Consider the following 15,207-nt stretch of genomic DNA (forward strand, 5'->3'; position numbering starts at 1 on the left):
GCCTTTCTCTTTGGATTTAAAGTTACAGACTAATAGCTATTAGCGAATAACCTTTGCAACCAATGAACGACAAGAGCATTCACAATTTCAGGGCGATCGTCGTGGGGACAATGCCCAGTATTTGGAATAGCAATCACCTCAATATCTTTAGTCTTACTCGCCTCTTGATATATCTTTGCTCCATTAATCGGAGTCCAAGGATCAGCATCCCCCCATAAAACTAGCAAAGGTTTCTCCACTTTTGCCAACAAATCCGACGTGCGTGGGCCCGCAGGCGCAGTTAGAATTGAGGCAAAAACCTTTTGTGCGCCTTCATCACAGGATGGTTGATAGAGCATATCTACTAGCTCATCATCGATCACCTGATGATTACGATAGACTTGGCGTAAGGAGTTCCGAATATTTCGCTTTTGACGCACTTGATTAAAAACAAATTTTCCAGTTGTTTCGGAGCTAACCAAATTTGCAAAAGCACCCATCACCAAACGCAAAGGCAAATTTAACTCTTCAGGACGATGATTTAAGCCCCCTGCGGCATTGAGCAGCACTGCCCCGCTCGCAATTTCTGGGGTATTAGTCGTCAGCATCAACGCCAGTAAAGCCCCAATCGAATTTCCAATAAACACCGCAGGACGCGCCACCAATTCTTGATGAAAATCCTTGAGCAGATCTTCCCAAAGTTCTAAAGAGTAATCTAAGGCTGGTTTTGCAGAAGCCCCAAATCCCAGTAAATCAAGGGCAAATACTTGATAACCTGCCTCAGCCCAAACGGTCATATTCTTTTTCCAGTGACCGATGGACGCACCAAAGCCATGAATCAAGACAAGCGGTGTCCCCGTACCAATCACAGCATATTGAATTTGATGTCCTCGCCATGTCCATTGCTGCAATGAAGTCTGAAAGCGATCGCAATTTGAAGAAATCTCTGTAGTTAGCACGGCGGTATTTATCTGAAGAATATATAAATGTAATTTTTGCTAGTCATTATTCTATGAGTAACCTCAGTAATCTGCATCCTGCTTAATATCTAATTGAGATGCGGCACTTCCTGACGCATCTCAATATTTTTTGAAGATAAATGGCGCCGCTTCGTTTCGCCATTTATTTTTTCGGATTTAGCACTTATGCACCTATTGGAAATTCGCTATAAGAGAGTAGAATCAAAGGAATAATATTAAGTTATATAAACACAATTTTTATGACCATCAAACAATGGCGATCGCTTGCCAAAATATTTTTGATTTGTGTGATTTGTCTGGTCATCACCTTTGCCAATTCCTTAAGCAACAAAGTATCCGCCGCCAATGAGCTTGACTCCCATCAAATCATTGAGCGCTTTGAGAATATCAAAAATAAAATGGCAAAATTACGCTTTTGCAATAATGAAAGCTGCTTTTATCGCAACGTCACCAGCAAAATTATTCCCCCCACTAATAGCAATCCCCATTACACCGCCGAAATTTCGGCAGCCGTCGAGCGCCCATCTTCCAGCCCCGACTTGGCAGATTATCATTTTGTCTATGTCAACGATCGCTGGCAATTGACCAAAGGCGAAGAATTTACGGATGTAGCTGATTATGTATTTATTGGCGATCGCTATGAAATTTACAGCGTTCACAATAGCCACACCTTAAAAGGCAACCTCGATAAGGCAAAAGAAGATAGCGGCATCAAGTCAGGCTATTTGCCCCTTTATTACGAAGTTTTAGATCACGGCATTGAGCGCTAATAACAAATTAAAAACTCTTACTAAATTTAGTTTTTAATTTATAAAAAAGTTTGCCCATTTTCGCAAACTAGGGTAGATACAAAAAAAAGGTCACGTAGTGACCTTTTTTTATGATTTGAATATTAACGCTTCGAGTATTGAGGAGCCTTACGCGCTTTCTTAAGTCCGTATTTCTTACGTTCCTTACAACGAGGATCGCGGGTCATATACCCTTCAACCTTAAGAGGCTTACGATTTTCAGGAGCTAGTTCGCACAACGCACGAGCAACACCTAAGCGAATTGCATCGGCTTGTCCTGTAACACCGCCACCATGAGCATTGACCAATACGTCATACTCATTTTCTAAGCCCAAGGTTTCCAAAGGAGCCTTAACACCTGAAATGTAGCTAGGGTTAAACTGCAAATATAAATCGCCGGGCTTACCATTGATTACGATTTTGCCTTCACCAGGAACGAGGCGTACACGGGCGATCGCGGTCTTACGACGACCAGTACCCCAGTAAACAGCACGATTAGAACGTTCAGTATCTGACATCGGTTATTTCTCCTACTTCTGCGATGGAATGGTATTGATGACCAAGGTTTCAGGCTGTTGAGCCTCATGGGGATGGCTAGCACCCTTGTAAACTTTGAGCTTAGTGAAAAGCTGACGACCAAGGGTATTCTTTGGCAACATACCTTTAACAGCATGTTCGAGAACGCGCTCAGGTACGCGGGCGATTACCTTATCAAAAGTTTCAGTCTTCATCCCACCTGGACGACCAGAATGTCTTCTGTATAGCTTTTGGGTTGATTTCTTACCAGTTACGGCGATTTTTTCCGCATTAATCACAACGACGAAGTCGCCAGTATCTAAGTGGGGCGTATAGATAGCTTTATCTTTACCGCGCAAAATTACTGCGATCGCGCTAGCAAGTCGCCCGAGGCGCTGACCTTCCGCATCGATAACATACCATTTGCGATCTGTATCTTTTGGTAAGTAGCTTTTATTAGGAGTGAGAGTAGTTGTAGTCATTAGTTTCTCTACAAGCGAAATTTATCTATTAAACTTTTTTCTTGGAAAACTTGAGCTTGGCTTTTTAAATCCAGTCAAATCAAACTAATAGCTTGATTATCTAATAAGCTCAAAGTCTGCTTGCACGATGCGAACTCAGCGAATGGGTTATCAGCATAGCCGATCGCCAATAAACACAAACCTTGCGGCGGTGCAGCATACTTAACTTCGATACGGCGCTTGTCTTTCCATCTACTGGTAAAGGCTTCGATACTCAGGCGATGACACCCTACATCGATTAACTGCCCCACTAGCAAACGAATCATGCCATACAGAAAGCCACTAGCTTGGACTTCCACATGGACAAAATCACCCTCTCGCCAGCATTGAGCTTCTTGAAGCTCAAGACGACTATGGGGACGACTTGACCCTGCTCTTTGAAAGGCAGCCATATCTTGCTCGCCCAACATTGGCTGTAGGGCTTCATGGATAAGCTGCTCATCAAGGCGATCGTGGTAATAATGCCAACTAAACTGCTTTACAAATAGATTCGGAATCGCCGCCGTATAAATCGTGTACCGATAACGCCGCCATGTTGCCGAAAATCTTGAGTGCCAGTCAGAAGGAACCTTCGACGATCCGCAGATTAAGATATCGTCAGGTAAGTATGTGTTTAGCACCTTTGCCCATCGATGGGGTGGAATCATACTAGGCGTATCAAAGTGGGCAACCTGAGCCGCCGCATGAACGCCTGTATCAGTCCTACCTGCACTATGCACAACGGTTGGTTTACCGCAAATCTTGGCGATCGCTTCTTCAATCGTTTGCTGCACAGAGGGATGATTGGGCTGTCTCTGCCATCCATAATAATGTGTACCTAGATATTGAATAACTAAAGCAACACGTTGGGAAGACTGAGGATCGACAGCAAAAATCATCTTTGACAATAGTTCAGGATTGGCTATTACTTATTAATTTGACTAAGTAATTCAACTAAGTAATCTAAGGGAGTAACTTAACTAATTACTAGCCTTATACAAGTTGCAAGATTGCCATTTCCGCATTGTCACCACGACGGCTGATCGTGCGAACAATACGGGTATAGCCACCATTACGCTCAGCATAGCGATCTTTAGCTTGGGTGAACAATAAGTCAACCAAGGTAGTTACGCGCTCTTCTTCAGGTAATTGTTCTTGTTTGGTCTTGGTCTGAGGACGATCGCTTACGGGTTCGCCATCTTTGACGGAGATATCGTATAAATAGGCGATCGCCTGACGACGAGCGTGCAAAGAACCATCCTTAGCCAAAGTGATCATGTGATCGACAGTGGTGCGAACAGCATCAGCCTTAGCTCTGGTCGTCTTAATTTCGCCTCTGAGGATTAGCTCAGTCGTCAAAGCCCGTAAAAGAGCTTTACGCTGATCGGCAGCCCTATTTAGCTGCGGGGTTTTACAACGGTGACGCATAGGTGTGTACTAGATGGATATAAAACTCTTTAGAGAGCTTGTTTACAGAGCTTTAGATGATTTGGACTCAGTTAAGGTCAAGCCAAGATGCTGTTTGAGGGCATCCATAACTTCCTCAGCCGACTTTTGACCAAAGTTTTTGATTTCCAATAGATCGTCTTGAGTGTACTCCAGCAAATCCGCCACAGTATTGATCTGTGCGCGTTTAAGACAGTTGTATGCTCTAACCGATAGTTGCAGTTCTTCAATATGAATTTGCTTGGTCTCATCCTGCTCATCACGCTCTTGAGGCAGAGTTGGAGCAAGAGTAATTTCTTGAAGAGGCGAGAACAAGTTCACCAACACACTAGCCGCTTGGCTCAATGCTTCTTGAGGTGTAATGCTGCCGTTAGTCCAAATATCAATCTGAAGACTCTCTTTATTGATCGCATCACCGATCCGAGCGTCCTTAATCTCATACTTGACCTTACGCACAGGCATAAACACAGCATCAATTTTGAGTGTGTCAATAGGAGAACTGTGATCTTCCTTAGAGCGATCTACGGAACGATAACCTTTACCACGCTCAATCGTTAATTCCATCTCCAAAGTTGCACCCTCACTGAGAGTCGCAATGTATTGGTTAGGGTTAACAATCTCGATATCCGATGGCAAAGAATGGAAACTAGTTGCCGTGACAAGTTTTGGACCTCGCTCTACCAAACGAATGATCTGTGGTGCTGAGCTGTAAGACTTCAACACTAGTTCCTTCAGGTTGAGCATCAAATCCAAAACGTCTTCCCGCACGCCAGGAATTGTCGCAAACTCATGGTTGACACCAGCAATGCGAACAGCAGTGACGGCCGCACCCTCAAGATTGGAGAGCAATACCCGTCTGAGCGCATTTCCAATGGTAATGCCTTGCCCCCGGTCTAGTGGTTCCAGTACAAATTGGCTGTACTGGCTATTATCTTTTTCTGTGTGGGATGCAACGCACTCAACCTGAAACTGTGCCATATTTGTACCGACTTAGTCTGCAAGAGTAAACGAAAATCAAAGGGGAATTGGACGAGTAAATAATCAAAATTGGAAAAGACTTGAAATAATTACGAATTACGAATTACGAATTAATTGTCTATTAATTTCTTGTAATTCGTAATTGCTAATTCGTAATTCATTTAGACTCTTCTACGCTTAGGAGGACGGCAACCATTGTGAGGAATGGGGGTAATATCACGAATCAAAGTGATTTCCAAACCAGCAGCTTGTAAAGCTCTGACTGCGGTTTCACGACCCGATCCAGGTCCTGTAACCATCACTTCAACTTGGCGCATTCCTTGCTCGATCGCTCTTCTAGCAGCAGATTCTGCGGCAGTTTGCGCTGCAAATGGAGTACCCTTCTTCGCGCCCTTAAAGCCACTCGCACCAGCCGAAGACCAAGAGATTACATCACCTACGGTGTCAGCGATCGTGACGATAGTATTGTTGAAAGTAGACTGGATATAAGCCACTCCATTAGGAACATTACGCTTATTCTTGCGTGCGCCAGTTCTACGTGTTGTTTGACGAGCCATAGTTTCGTATTAATCCTTAATTACTTCTTACCTGGAGCCTTCTTCTTACCTGCAACAGTGCGACGACCGCCACGACGGGTACGAGCATTGGTGCGAGTACGTTGTCCGCGCACAGGAAGTCCCATACGATGCCTACGACCTCTGTAGCAACCGATGTCTACTAGGCGTTTGATGCTTAAACCTTCGAGACGACGCAGATCGCCTTCTACTTGAAAGTTGGATTCTACCTCTTGGCGTAAAGTCGTTACTTCAACGTCAGTAAGCTCTTTAACCCGCGTATCGGGGTTTATTTTGGTAGCTGCTAAGATTTTTTTGGCGCTAGTTAGACCGATTCCGTATATGTACGTTAGTCCTATTTCGATGCGCTTGTCACGAGGAAGGTCAACTCCTGCAATGCGAGCCACTATAAGTCTCCCAATTTGTTGTCAGTTTTCAATTTTGTTACATTTGCCCTAGGTATGGTCGATCCCAACTAACTTGTGGTTAAGTTGTAGATAAACTTTTGGAGCAGATGGCTGTACAACACAATCTTCGTGAGAGCGTGCGTTTTATGCAGTGGGTTAGCTACAATTCAGCAGAAGCAAATTACGAAGACAGAATATTTTACAGCGAACTCTATAATATATTGACAATGGCAACTTCTGTCAATATTTTTAAAATTAGCTTTGTCCTAGAGTTATGGATGAGCGATGCCCTTACATGCATAATTCAGGCGAAGCGACCTCCGCTTTAGCTATCGATGTCGCTTTCAAGGGCGGCAATTCCTGTAATTGGACGATAGGCGTAGCTTGCGATTGATGGCGCTGAGGAAGAAGAAGGCGGACGTGATATTTTCATGATATCCTCTTTGATTGCCTCTAGATCGACGTAGCGATCGGCAACGTTAATTAGATGATCACTAGTCATCGATCGCAGACTTACCACCTCAACTCGCACGCCTCGATAGCTAGCCGCATCAACAGCATAGGCAAGATCGCCATCGCCACTGACTAACACAGCCGTGTCGTAGGAACCGATGAGAGCCATCATGTCTACGGCGATCTCAACGTCAAGATTGGCTTTTTTAGAGCCATCTGGTAATTGGACTAGCTCTTTAGAAATGACCCGATAGCCATTCCGACGCATCCACAATAAAAATCCCTGTTGCTTTTCATTAGTGCGATCAACTCCCGTATAGAAGAAAGCACGAAGCAGCCGAGAGCCGTCGGTCAAGCACAAAAGCAACTTGGTGTAGTCGATTTCAATCCCTAATTGTAGGGCTGCGTAAAAGAGGTTAGAGCCATCTATGAAGATGGCAACCCGCCCTCGATTTTCTAAAATTTGGTCTGGCTTAAAGCCAGAATCTTGCTCGAAAGGTAACATGTTTTTGCCTATAGAACGTTTATTATCTAGTGCCGTGGGATGAAGCTTTGGTATTAGCATTGATACTTAAAAACCGTCCTAAGTGTTTACCTAATTCAGAAGAACCTCTTAAAACTCTTTAATAAACTAACGCATAGCTTAGGGCTAGCGGTGGACGTTAAAAGATATCCTTAATATAAGGAGTCAGCTTTTCCCAAAACTCTTTAAAAGACAAATTCAAAATAAATTTAGAAATATAAAAATGATTTTTTTGGGATAAAATTATTTAAAATTATTTTGATAAATAACTTATCTTTATAGCTTATTTTAGATTATACACCATAAGTAAATATACTCATAGACATAGATATAGGGTGCTTTAATGGTTAAAAAATTACAAAACTCAAACTTCTCAATAAACAATTAGCTAAATATTCAGCTAAATATTAAGTGTTTTCAATGCGTTGGAAGATCGGCGTTGGCGTTGATAGCGATTCGCCTGATTGTAGTATTCCCCAGTTTGCGTGACTCCAATCAGGGGAGAAAGTTTCATCAAACCTTAACCCTAGCTGTTGATAGGCGGAATAGCTGAGATTTGGGGTGATGGGTGATAAGAGGTAAACTGCGATCCTGACTGCTTCTAGCAAGGTGTAAAGGGTTTCATTGACTTCTTTTTGTTTACCTTCCTTAAATTTTTTCCAAGGTGTAGTTTCATCAATTAATTTGTTGCAATTCCAGATTAGTTCAAGAATTCTTTCGCAGGCTGATCGGAAGTCTAATTTTTGGTAAGCAATCGCTACGCGATCGCCCAAACTTGATGCTAGTTCGATAATGGGTTGCACCAATGCAGTTATTTCACTGGGATCATGTTCTGGCACAACTTGCTGACAATATTTATTAGCCATGCCGAGGCTACGATTAAGTAAGTTGCCAAGACTATTGGCGAGATCGGCGTTAACAATTGCGATGAATCTTTCTTCGTTAAAGTCTCCGTCTTTGCCAAATTCAATTTCTTTAAGAAAAAAGTAGCGGATGGGATCGGCTCCGAAGCGATCGACTAGATCGTAGGGATCAATTGTATTGCCAAGAGTTTTGCCCATTTTCAAGCCGTCTTTTGTCAGCAATCCATGACCAAATACTCGTTCAGGTAAGTCTAATCCTGCGGACATCAGCATTGCGGGCCAGTAAATTGCATGAAATCTTAGAATATCCTTGCCGATGATGTGCAGATTGAAGGGATACCACTTTTTGAGGGCATTGGCGAGGGTAGGCTCATCGTCAGGCTCTAGTAAAGCGGTGACGTATCCTAACAAAGCGTCAAACCAAACATAAATTGTATGGCTGGGATCGGTGGGGATCGGGAAGCCCCAATCAAGATTAACGCGAGATATGGAGAAATCTTGCAAGCCTTGCTTCATGAAGCCGAGGACTTCATTACGACGGCTTTCGGGCTGAATAAATTGGGGATTGACTGCGTGAAATTGATCGAGGGCTTCTTGATATTTAGATAGGCGGAAGAAATAGTTGGGTTCGTCGCGCCATTCGCACACAACATTGGTGTGGATGGGACAGTGATGGCTTTCAGGTAATTCTCGTTCCTCTTTAAATTCTTCACAGGCTACGCAATACCAGCCTTGTTGCTGATTTAGGTAAATGTCCCCTGAGTCATAGACTCTTTGAAAAAATTCGTTAACGATCGCTTGATGTTTTGCTGCGGTCGTGCGCGTAAAGCGGTCAAAACGAATATTGAATTTTTCCCAGAGGGCATAAAAATCGGCTACGGTGCGATCGCAATGCTCTTGGGGGGATAGATGATTTTTTTCGGCTGTGCGTTGGATTTTTTGTCCATGTTCATCGGTTCCAGTCACAAACATAACTGGATGTCCTTTGAGGCGATAGAACCGTGCAAAAGCGTCGGCAGCGATCGTGGGATAGGCACTGCCAATGTGAGGGCGATCGTTGACGTAAAAAAGTGGTGTGGTTAAAGCAATGGGTTCTAAAGTCATAGGGTACTCAATTCACGGCTAATACCATTTTGCAAAAAAATGGTGGTAAATGTAACATTTTTCACCAAAAGTAATGAAAAACCTACAAACTCATCAATATTGGATGGATCAAGCGATCGCTTTAGCAAAAAATGCTGGGGAAATGGGAGAAATCCCTGTGGGGGCAGTGATTGTAGATAAAGAAGGGCAAGCGATCACCACAGGTGTAAATCAAAAAGAGCGATCGCAAGATCCTACGGCTCATGCCGAAATGGTCGCGATTCGCGAAGCGGCAAAATTTTTAAAAGATTGGCATCTGACGGATTGTACTTTGTATGTGACTTTAGAGCCTTGTCCGATGTGCGCGGGGGCAATTTTGCAGGCTAGGGTGAGTACTTTGGTTTATGGGGCGGATGATCCTAAAGCGGGAGCGATTCGGACAGTGGCAAATTTACCCGATAGTCCTTTGTCATTTCATAAACTAAAGGCGATCGCTGGTATCCGCGAACAGGAATGTCAAGATTTATTACAATCTTGGTTTCAAAAGCTCAGGAAATAAGCGCAAATCTTGCTTTGTAAGATTTGCGCTTATTTTCTTACTTAGCACATAGGGCATTTAAGCGATCGGCAATATCATTTTCTTTGCTCGCCGCCGATTCTAGATCTTGTTTAGCTTTCGTCAAGGCATTGCTGTCCTTAGCTTCAGTAGCTTTAGCTTGCGCTTTCAGGGCTTGTGAAGCATCACCATACATACCTAGCAATTGCACTTGTAACTCTTTGAGTTTTGCCTCTTGCACGGGAATTGCTTGCACTTCTGTACGAATCTGATCGATATTTTCAGCTAGGGGAACCAAGCCTGAAATATCCTGCGGCGCTGATAAGGCTTTAGTTTTATTGGCAACAGTAACAACTTTGTTACATTGAGAAATCTTACTTTCACCACAGCCATATAACCCCAACCCAATAGTCATACTGATTGCAGTGATTACAGCATAACGCTTTAAAGAATTTGGCAAGGAAAGGGATAGGATTTTTTGAAGTTGCATTGTTTAGTCGCCGATAGTCCAAATATATTGTTCTCGCGTCCAAAAATTCTAAAATGTTTTAGTTGATTAAACTAATAAAGAGATTTGAATTATGTCTGACAATCGCCGCAGTCGTGCAATTACCGAAGGCGTTCAGCGATCGCCTAACCGTGCCATGTTGCGTGCCGTTGGGTTCCAAGACACGGATTTTACTAAACCTATCGTCGGTGTAGCAAGCGCCCACAGCACAATTACCCCTTGTAATATGGGGATCGCGCCCCTCGCAGTACGCGCAGAAGCAGGAATTCGTGCGGCAAATGGGATGCCTCAAGTTTTCGGGACGATCACCATTAGTGATGGTATTTCGATGGGAACTGAGGGGATGAAGTATTCCCTTGTTTCCCGTGATGTAATTGCTGACTCTATTGAGACGGCCTGTACTGGTCAAAGTATGGACGGGGTTTTGGCGATCGGTGGCTGCGATAAGAATATGCCAGGAGCGATGATCGCAATGGCAAGAATGAACATTCCTGCTGTTTTTATCTATGGCGGCACAATTGAGCCAGGACATTTAGAGGGTGAAGACCTAACTGTAGTAAGCGCTTTTGAAGCTGTGGGTCAATATAGTGCAGGCAGAATCGACGAAGTAAGATTGATGTCCGTAGAGCGCAATGCTTGTCCGGGAGCTGGTTCCTGCGGCGGTATGTACACTGCCAATACAATGTCTTCGGCTTTTGAGGCGATGGGAATGAGTCCCATGTATTCCTCCACCATGTCGGCAATTGCGCCCGAAAAGGCAGAAAACACGGAATTAGCTGGCAAAATCCTCGTCAATGCGATTCGGAATAATCTCTGTCCTCGCGATATCATCACCCGCAAGTCGATCGAAAACGCTATTTCTGTAGTTATGGCGGTGGGCGGTTCCACTAACGCGGTCTTGCACTTTTTGGCGATCGCCCATTCCGCAGGTGTGGAATGGCATCTTGATGATTTTGAGCGCATTCGCCAAAATGTCCCAGTTCTCTGTGACCTCAAGCCATCGGGTCGCTATGTCGCTACTGACCTCCACAAAGCAGGCGGCATCCCTCAAGTAATGAAGATGCTCTTAGCTCATGGCTTATTACATGGCGACTGCATCACAGTCACAGGTCAAACTGTTGAGGAAGTTCTCAAAGATATCCCTGCGGAACCTCGCGCCGATCAAGATGTGATCCGTCCTTGGGATCGTCCCATGTATAAGCAAGGACATTTAGCCGTCCTCAAAGGCAACCTCGCTGAAGAAGGCGCAGTGGCAAAAATCTCTGGCGTAAAGAATCCAATCATCACAGGGCCAGCCCGTGTTTTTGAATCAGAGGAAGATTCTCTTGCCGCAATTCTTGATAACAAGATCAATGCAGGAGATATTCTCGTCATTCGCTATGAAGGGCCTAAGGGTGGGCCCGGTATGCGCGAGATGTTAGCGCCCACAAGTGCAATCATCGGTGCTGGTTTAGGTGATTCCGTTGGTTTAATCACCGATGGACGCTTCTCTGGTGGAACCTATGGCATGGTAGTCGGTCACGTTGCCCCTGAAGCCTATGTTGGTGGCACGATCGCCTTAGTCAACGAAGGCGACTCAATCACGATTGATGCCCATCAGCGCTTGATTCAACTCAATGTCAGCGATGAGGAGTTAGCCGCCCGTCGTGCTAATTGGAAAGCGCCTGCGCCGCGCTACACCAAAGGTGTTTTGGCAAAATACGCCACCCTTGTTTCGACCAGCAGCAAAGGTGCTGTTACTGATTTAGATTTGTTCTAATTTATTGCAACTTGAGAGAGGCTTGTAATCGCAAGTCTCTCTCTAACTTTTTTGCATAAAAGCGAAATCGCGATCGCTTTAAATGATGTCAAACAAATGCTTAGTTTATGAGATTGCGGCTAAATTGCTATTTACTCGAAATCCAAACTACCTTGCTTAACCTCCATTTGCTTTTCAGCCGATTTGAGGACTTCTAGGGCAAGGAGAATATCAAGGCGTTTTTGTTCTTCGATGATTTCTTGGACGGTGACGATCCGAATTGTATCAACGGGAGCGTTCATGTACTGACTCTTATAAATCCCTGCTTCTTTGGCTTCTTTGATCATGTCTTTGGTGGGCTTTTGCAGAGTGATGAAAATGCCGAGGGTGGCGCTTTCACGGGTGATTGTGCCTTGCAGATCGCGAATATCACGGGATGAGACTTTGCCAGATTTGACTTGCAAGATAATTTTTTCAGGGTCGTCTTTTTCGCTTCTAAAGTAAGCAATGCCATCGATGCCTTTGTCTGCGCCTTTCTTTTGATTAATTGTGGCGCGGTTGTTGGAATAGGTAAGGACTGCCCATTTTTCAAATTCTTTACGGGTGCGATCGTCGCTTTTAAGAGCTAACGCTTCGGCAGATTTCATGTCTTTGGGAATGCCATTTAGCAAGATGTTGTCTAATACGCCTTTGCCAAAGCTATCTTCTAAGCGTTTGAGAATTAGGCTGATGCTTTGATAGGTGATATCAATTCCAATCCATTGACGATTTAATCTTTGAGAAACTGCAACAGTTGTACCACAACCACAGTAAGCATCAAGAACTACATCACCTTCTTTGCTGCTAGATTTAATAACTCTTTCTAATAGTGATTCAGGTTTTTGAGTTGGATAACCTAAACGCTCGGCTGCATGAGGAGTTAGCGATTGAATGTCAGTCCAAATATTTGTAATAATCGAACCTTCCTGCTCTTCCAAATAGCGCTTTAACTGAGGACGTTTTTTTGTGTCGAATTTACCATCTGAATGACGAGGATAATAAATTCTTCCCTCATCATGTAATTTTTGCATTGTTTCTATTTGGTAACGCCAACCTTTACTTGGATAAGGATATCCCATCCACTCATACATCATATTTGGTCGTGGATTAGGACTAGTCATATCTGAAAGTCTATATCTTCCCCTCCCGTCATTATCGTCATGTCTATAAAATTTTTCAACGTAATTGCTATCATGTTCTCCGTATTGTGGATGGAAAACCGTTTTTGATGATTTCACATAGTAGAAAATAATATCTGCAATATCACAAAACTTTTTTGTAGCGTCACTATGAGCAGATTGACGTTTCCAAATAATGTCGTTTTTATAATCTCCACCTTGTGGACAGAAAATAGCATCTGTAATTATCTTTAAGTAATGAGAAGCACTGGGATCGCAATGCAAATAAAAACTTCCAGTTGGCTTTAAAACTCGATAGATTTCAGCAATCCGTAACGTCATGCTGACCAGATAAGCAAGTAAACTTCCCTTCCCCAAAACCTTAGCCAAACCAGAAATGAGATCAATACTTTGGGAAGTAAAATGACCTAGATAATTTTCTTGAATCTCCGCCAAACCCTGATTAGCAATATCATCCCAAGTCCAAGTATCGATAAAAGCTTGCGCCTGTGCCTGATCTTCCTTCCCAATATTGTTATAAATCTGGTTATAGTTGCGCTTCGAGTTAAACGGCGGATCGATGTAACACAAATCAACCGACTCATCCTTGATATGCCGCCGCAACACCTCAAGATTATCCCCGTAAAATAGTTGATTTTTAGCTGGATCTACCATAAATACATCATTTAATCGTCATATTTGCCTATACATTATCACATATGAGGATTATACGAAAATAAAGTATATAAAAATACTCAACTTTTAGCGATCGCCCTTTACTAACACAGAGATTAAAGAGGCGATCGCGTATTAGGTATTCTTTTAGACTATGGATACACTCTCACTTTTCCCTACCGAAGATGGTTCGATTACCTTTTGGTCAGAAACCTTTCAAGAAACCTTTCATAGCTCTCATGGCGCGAAAAATGAAGCCGAAGCAAAATTTGTGATCCCGACAAAGATTTCGGAAAAAGCCCAAACGCAAACTTATCTCCACATTCTCGATGTTTGCTATGGCTTAGGCTATAACTCGGCAGCCGCGATCGCCAGTATCTTCGCCTTACCCACACCATCTGCCAAACTTCACATCATCGCCCTCGAAAATAACCTTGATGTCCCCCAACAAGCGATCGCCGCAGGCTTAGTCAATATCTGGCAACCAGCGATCGCCCAAATTCTCACCACTGCCGCCGAAAAGCAAATAGTCGAAACCAAGGATCTCACACTCCAACTACTAATTGGCGATGCAAGGCAAACTATTAGCCAAGTCCCTCAAAAATGGGCAGATGCCATCTTTCTCGATCCCTTCTCCCCGCCCCATTGTCCCCAACTCTGGACAGTCGAATTTATTCAACTTTTAGCCAACTGCCTCAAACCCGACGGCTATCTCGTCACTTACTCCTCATCCGCTGCCGTTCGCGCCGCCATGCTTGCCGCAGGATTACGAATTGGCGCAATCGCCCCCATCGGACGCAAATCCCCCAGCACGATCGCCTCCTTTCCTTCCACCCCACTTCCCCCCATCTCGGACACCGAAGCCGCCTTTCTCACCACTCGTGCTGCGATCCCCTACCGCGATCGCACCTTACAAAGCAACGCCTCCGAAATTATCGCCAACCGTCAAACGGAACAGAATAAGAGTAACCTTCCCCCTAGCTCTAGCCTTCGCAAAAACATTTAAGATTTTTGATGGCGCGGCAAAGTCCTAAACAAGTTGCTCTGCCTTGTCCTTACTTTTTTTGCAAAAAATATAGACATTAGCGCGATCATCCACTAACATAGATGATCGCGACTTTTTTGGCATTCCTCATGAACGCTGTTGAAATCATACGCTCAATTGAAGCGGAATATATCAAAACAGATCTTCCTCAACTTTATGTGGGAGACACTGTTAAGGTTGGAGTTAGGATCAAAGAGGGCGGCAAAGAACGTACTCAGCCATACGAAGGCGTGATCATCTCAAGACGTGGTTCTGGCATTAACTCTGTCATAACTGTTCGTCGTGTATTTCAAGGAGTTGGAGTTGAGCGAGCCTTCTTGCTACATTCTCCTCAAGTTGAAAGCATTAAAGTGATTCGTCGTGGCAAAGTCCGTCGTGCTAAGCTCTACTACTTACGCGACCTTGTTGGTAAAGCAACTCGTCTTAAACAACGTTTTGATCGTCCACTATAAAACCAT

At 43.9% G+C, this 15,207-nt stretch carries 17 protein-coding genes; 5 read left to right on the forward strand and 12 right to left on the reverse strand.

Translation table 11 applies throughout. From position 1 onward, the window contains the following. Positions 1-29 precede the first annotated feature (29 nt). The gene (locus tag H6F42_RS16275; protein WP_347272321.1) at positions 30-938 is read right to left on the reverse strand and encodes an alpha/beta fold hydrolase; all 909 of its coding nucleotides are present in this window, start codon (positions 936-938) and stop codon (positions 30-32) included. 260 nt (positions 939-1,198) lie between these two features. Between H6F42_RS16275 and H6F42_RS16280 the strand changes: the two genes are divergently transcribed. After that, entirely contained in the window at positions 1,199-1,729 is a 531-nt protein-coding gene (locus H6F42_RS16280) for a hypothetical protein (RefSeq protein ID WP_190400424.1), read from the forward strand. A gap of 122 nt (positions 1,730-1,851) precedes the next feature. Here H6F42_RS16280 and rpsI read toward each other — a convergent pair whose 3' ends face one another. From rpsI to metG, 9 genes are all read right to left on the reverse strand, one after another. Beyond that, a complete protein-coding gene (rpsI, locus tag H6F42_RS16285; RefSeq protein WP_009628981.1) occupies positions 1,852-2,265 on the reverse strand; it encodes a 30S ribosomal protein S9 in 414 nt (137 codons plus the stop codon). Positions 2,266-2,277: 12 nt separating this feature from the next. Next, a complete protein-coding gene (rplM, locus tag H6F42_RS16290; protein WP_190400425.1) occupies positions 2,278-2,745 on the reverse strand; it encodes a 50S ribosomal protein L13 in 468 nt (155 codons plus the stop codon). A 74-nt stretch (positions 2,746-2,819) separates the two neighbouring features. Beyond that, on the reverse strand, positions 2,820-3,662 hold the full coding sequence (truA, locus tag H6F42_RS16295; protein WP_190400426.1) for a tRNA pseudouridine(38-40) synthase TruA: 843 nt from the start codon (positions 3,660-3,662) through the stop codon (positions 2,820-2,822). Positions 3,663-3,756: 94 nt separating this feature from the next. Further along, on the reverse strand, positions 3,757-4,191 hold the full coding sequence (gene rplQ, locus H6F42_RS16300) for a 50S ribosomal protein L17 (protein WP_190400427.1): 435 nt from the start codon (positions 4,189-4,191) through the stop codon (positions 3,757-3,759). A gap of 42 nt (positions 4,192-4,233) precedes the next feature. After that, a complete protein-coding gene (locus tag H6F42_RS16305; protein ID WP_190400428.1) occupies positions 4,234-5,187 on the reverse strand; it encodes a DNA-directed RNA polymerase subunit alpha in 954 nt (317 codons plus the stop codon). 161 nt (positions 5,188-5,348) lie between these two features. Continuing rightward, on the reverse strand, positions 5,349-5,744 hold the full coding sequence (rpsK, locus tag H6F42_RS16310; protein WP_126388052.1) for a 30S ribosomal protein S11: 396 nt from the start codon (positions 5,742-5,744) through the stop codon (positions 5,349-5,351). Positions 5,745-5,764: 20 nt separating this feature from the next. Further along, positions 5,765-6,148: a 30S ribosomal protein S13 gene (gene rpsM, locus H6F42_RS16315; RefSeq protein ID WP_126388050.1), complete on the reverse strand. Its 384-nt coding sequence runs from the start codon at positions 6,146-6,148 to the stop codon at positions 5,765-5,767. A gap of 325 nt (positions 6,149-6,473) precedes the next feature. Then, positions 6,474-7,106: an NYN domain-containing protein gene (locus tag H6F42_RS16320; protein WP_190400429.1), complete on the reverse strand. Its 633-nt coding sequence runs from the start codon at positions 7,104-7,106 to the stop codon at positions 6,474-6,476. Positions 7,107-7,531: 425 nt separating this feature from the next. Further along, on the reverse strand, positions 7,532-9,091 hold the full coding sequence (metG, locus tag H6F42_RS16325) for a methionine--tRNA ligase (RefSeq protein ID WP_190400430.1): 1,560 nt from the start codon (positions 9,089-9,091) through the stop codon (positions 7,532-7,534). A gap of 73 nt (positions 9,092-9,164) precedes the next feature. On the opposite strand from metG, the gene tadA reads away from it, so the two are divergent. After that, the gene (gene tadA, locus H6F42_RS16330; RefSeq protein WP_190400431.1) at positions 9,165-9,629 is read left to right on the forward strand and encodes a tRNA adenosine(34) deaminase TadA; all 465 of its coding nucleotides are present in this window, start codon (positions 9,165-9,167) and stop codon (positions 9,627-9,629) included. 37 nt (positions 9,630-9,666) lie between these two features. Here the strand turns inward: tadA and H6F42_RS16335 are convergent, their stop codons facing one another. Further along, positions 9,667-10,116, reverse strand: coding sequence for a hypothetical protein (locus H6F42_RS16335; RefSeq protein ID WP_190400432.1), 450 nt, complete (start codon positions 10,114-10,116; stop codon positions 9,667-9,669). Between the two features lie 91 nt (positions 10,117-10,207). Here H6F42_RS16335 and ilvD point away from each other — a divergent pair, with 91 nt between their 5' ends. After that, the gene (ilvD, locus tag H6F42_RS16340; protein WP_190400433.1) at positions 10,208-11,893 is read left to right on the forward strand and encodes a dihydroxy-acid dehydratase; all 1,686 of its coding nucleotides are present in this window, start codon (positions 10,208-10,210) and stop codon (positions 11,891-11,893) included. Between the two features lie 131 nt (positions 11,894-12,024). Here the strand turns inward: ilvD and H6F42_RS16345 are convergent, their stop codons facing one another. Then, complete coding sequence (locus H6F42_RS16345; protein ID WP_190400434.1) at positions 12,025-13,704, reverse strand: DNA methyltransferase; 1,680 nt, start codon at positions 13,702-13,704, stop codon at positions 12,025-12,027. 154 nt (positions 13,705-13,858) lie between these two features. Between H6F42_RS16345 and H6F42_RS16350 the strand changes: the two genes are divergently transcribed. Further along, positions 13,859-14,710 (forward strand): MnmC family methyltransferase, encoded by an 852-nt coding sequence (locus tag H6F42_RS16350; RefSeq protein ID WP_190400435.1) that lies wholly within the window; start codon positions 13,859-13,861, stop codon positions 14,708-14,710. Positions 14,711-14,838: 128 nt separating this feature from the next. After that, positions 14,839-15,201: a 50S ribosomal protein L19 gene (rplS, locus tag H6F42_RS16355; RefSeq protein WP_169364627.1), complete on the forward strand. Its 363-nt coding sequence runs from the start codon at positions 14,839-14,841 to the stop codon at positions 15,199-15,201. The last annotated feature ends 6 nt before the right edge of the window (positions 15,202-15,207 follow it).

The organism is Pseudanabaena sp. FACHB-1998 (genome assembly GCF_014696355.1).
GTDB lineage: Bacteria > Cyanobacteriota > Cyanobacteriia > Pseudanabaenales > Pseudanabaenaceae > Pseudanabaena.

What these genes read in the sequence shown, in the direction of transcription:
- rplQ (WP_190400427.1), bottom strand. Translation starts at nt 4,191, where the DNA reads ATGCGTCACCGTTGTAAAACCCCGCAGCTAAATAGGGCTGCCGATCAG.
- H6F42_RS16280 (WP_190400424.1), top strand. Translation starts at nt 1,199, where the DNA reads ATGACCATCAAACAATGGCGATCGCTTGCCAAAATATTTTTGATTTGT.
- H6F42_RS16305 (WP_190400428.1), bottom strand. Translation starts at nt 5,187, where the DNA reads ATGGCACAGTTTCAGGTTGAGTGCGTTGCATCCCACACAGAAAAAGAT.
- rplS (WP_169364627.1), top strand. Translation starts at nt 14,839, where the DNA reads ATGAACGCTGTTGAAATCATACGCTCAATTGAAGCGGAATATATCAAA.
- H6F42_RS16345 (WP_190400434.1), bottom strand. Translation starts at nt 13,704, where the DNA reads ATGGTAGATCCAGCTAAAAATCAACTATTTTACGGGGATAATCTTGAG.
- H6F42_RS16350 (WP_190400435.1), top strand. Translation starts at nt 13,859, where the DNA reads ATGGATACACTCTCACTTTTCCCTACCGAAGATGGTTCGATTACCTTT.
- H6F42_RS16335 (WP_190400432.1), bottom strand. Translation starts at nt 10,116, where the DNA reads ATGCAACTTCAAAAAATCCTATCCCTTTCCTTGCCAAATTCTTTAAAG.
- rpsI (WP_009628981.1), bottom strand. Translation starts at nt 2,265, where the DNA reads ATGTCAGATACTGAACGTTCTAATCGTGCTGTTTACTGGGGTACTGGT.
- metG (WP_190400430.1), bottom strand. Translation starts at nt 9,091, where the DNA reads ATGACTTTAGAACCCATTGCTTTAACCACACCACTTTTTTACGTCAAC.
- tadA (WP_190400431.1), top strand. Translation starts at nt 9,165, where the DNA reads ATGAAAAACCTACAAACTCATCAATATTGGATGGATCAAGCGATCGCT.
- rplM (WP_190400425.1), bottom strand. Translation starts at nt 2,745, where the DNA reads ATGACTACAACTACTCTCACTCCTAATAAAAGCTACTTACCAAAAGAT.
- ilvD (WP_190400433.1), top strand. Translation starts at nt 10,208, where the DNA reads ATGTCTGACAATCGCCGCAGTCGTGCAATTACCGAAGGCGTTCAGCGA.
- H6F42_RS16320 (WP_190400429.1), bottom strand. Translation starts at nt 7,106, where the DNA reads ATGTTACCTTTCGAGCAAGATTCTGGCTTTAAGCCAGACCAAATTTTA.
- truA (WP_190400426.1), bottom strand. Translation starts at nt 3,662, where the DNA reads ATGATTTTTGCTGTCGATCCTCAGTCTTCCCAACGTGTTGCTTTAGTT.
- rpsK (WP_126388052.1), bottom strand. Translation starts at nt 5,744, where the DNA reads ATGGCTCGTCAAACAACACGTAGAACTGGCGCACGCAAGAATAAGCGT.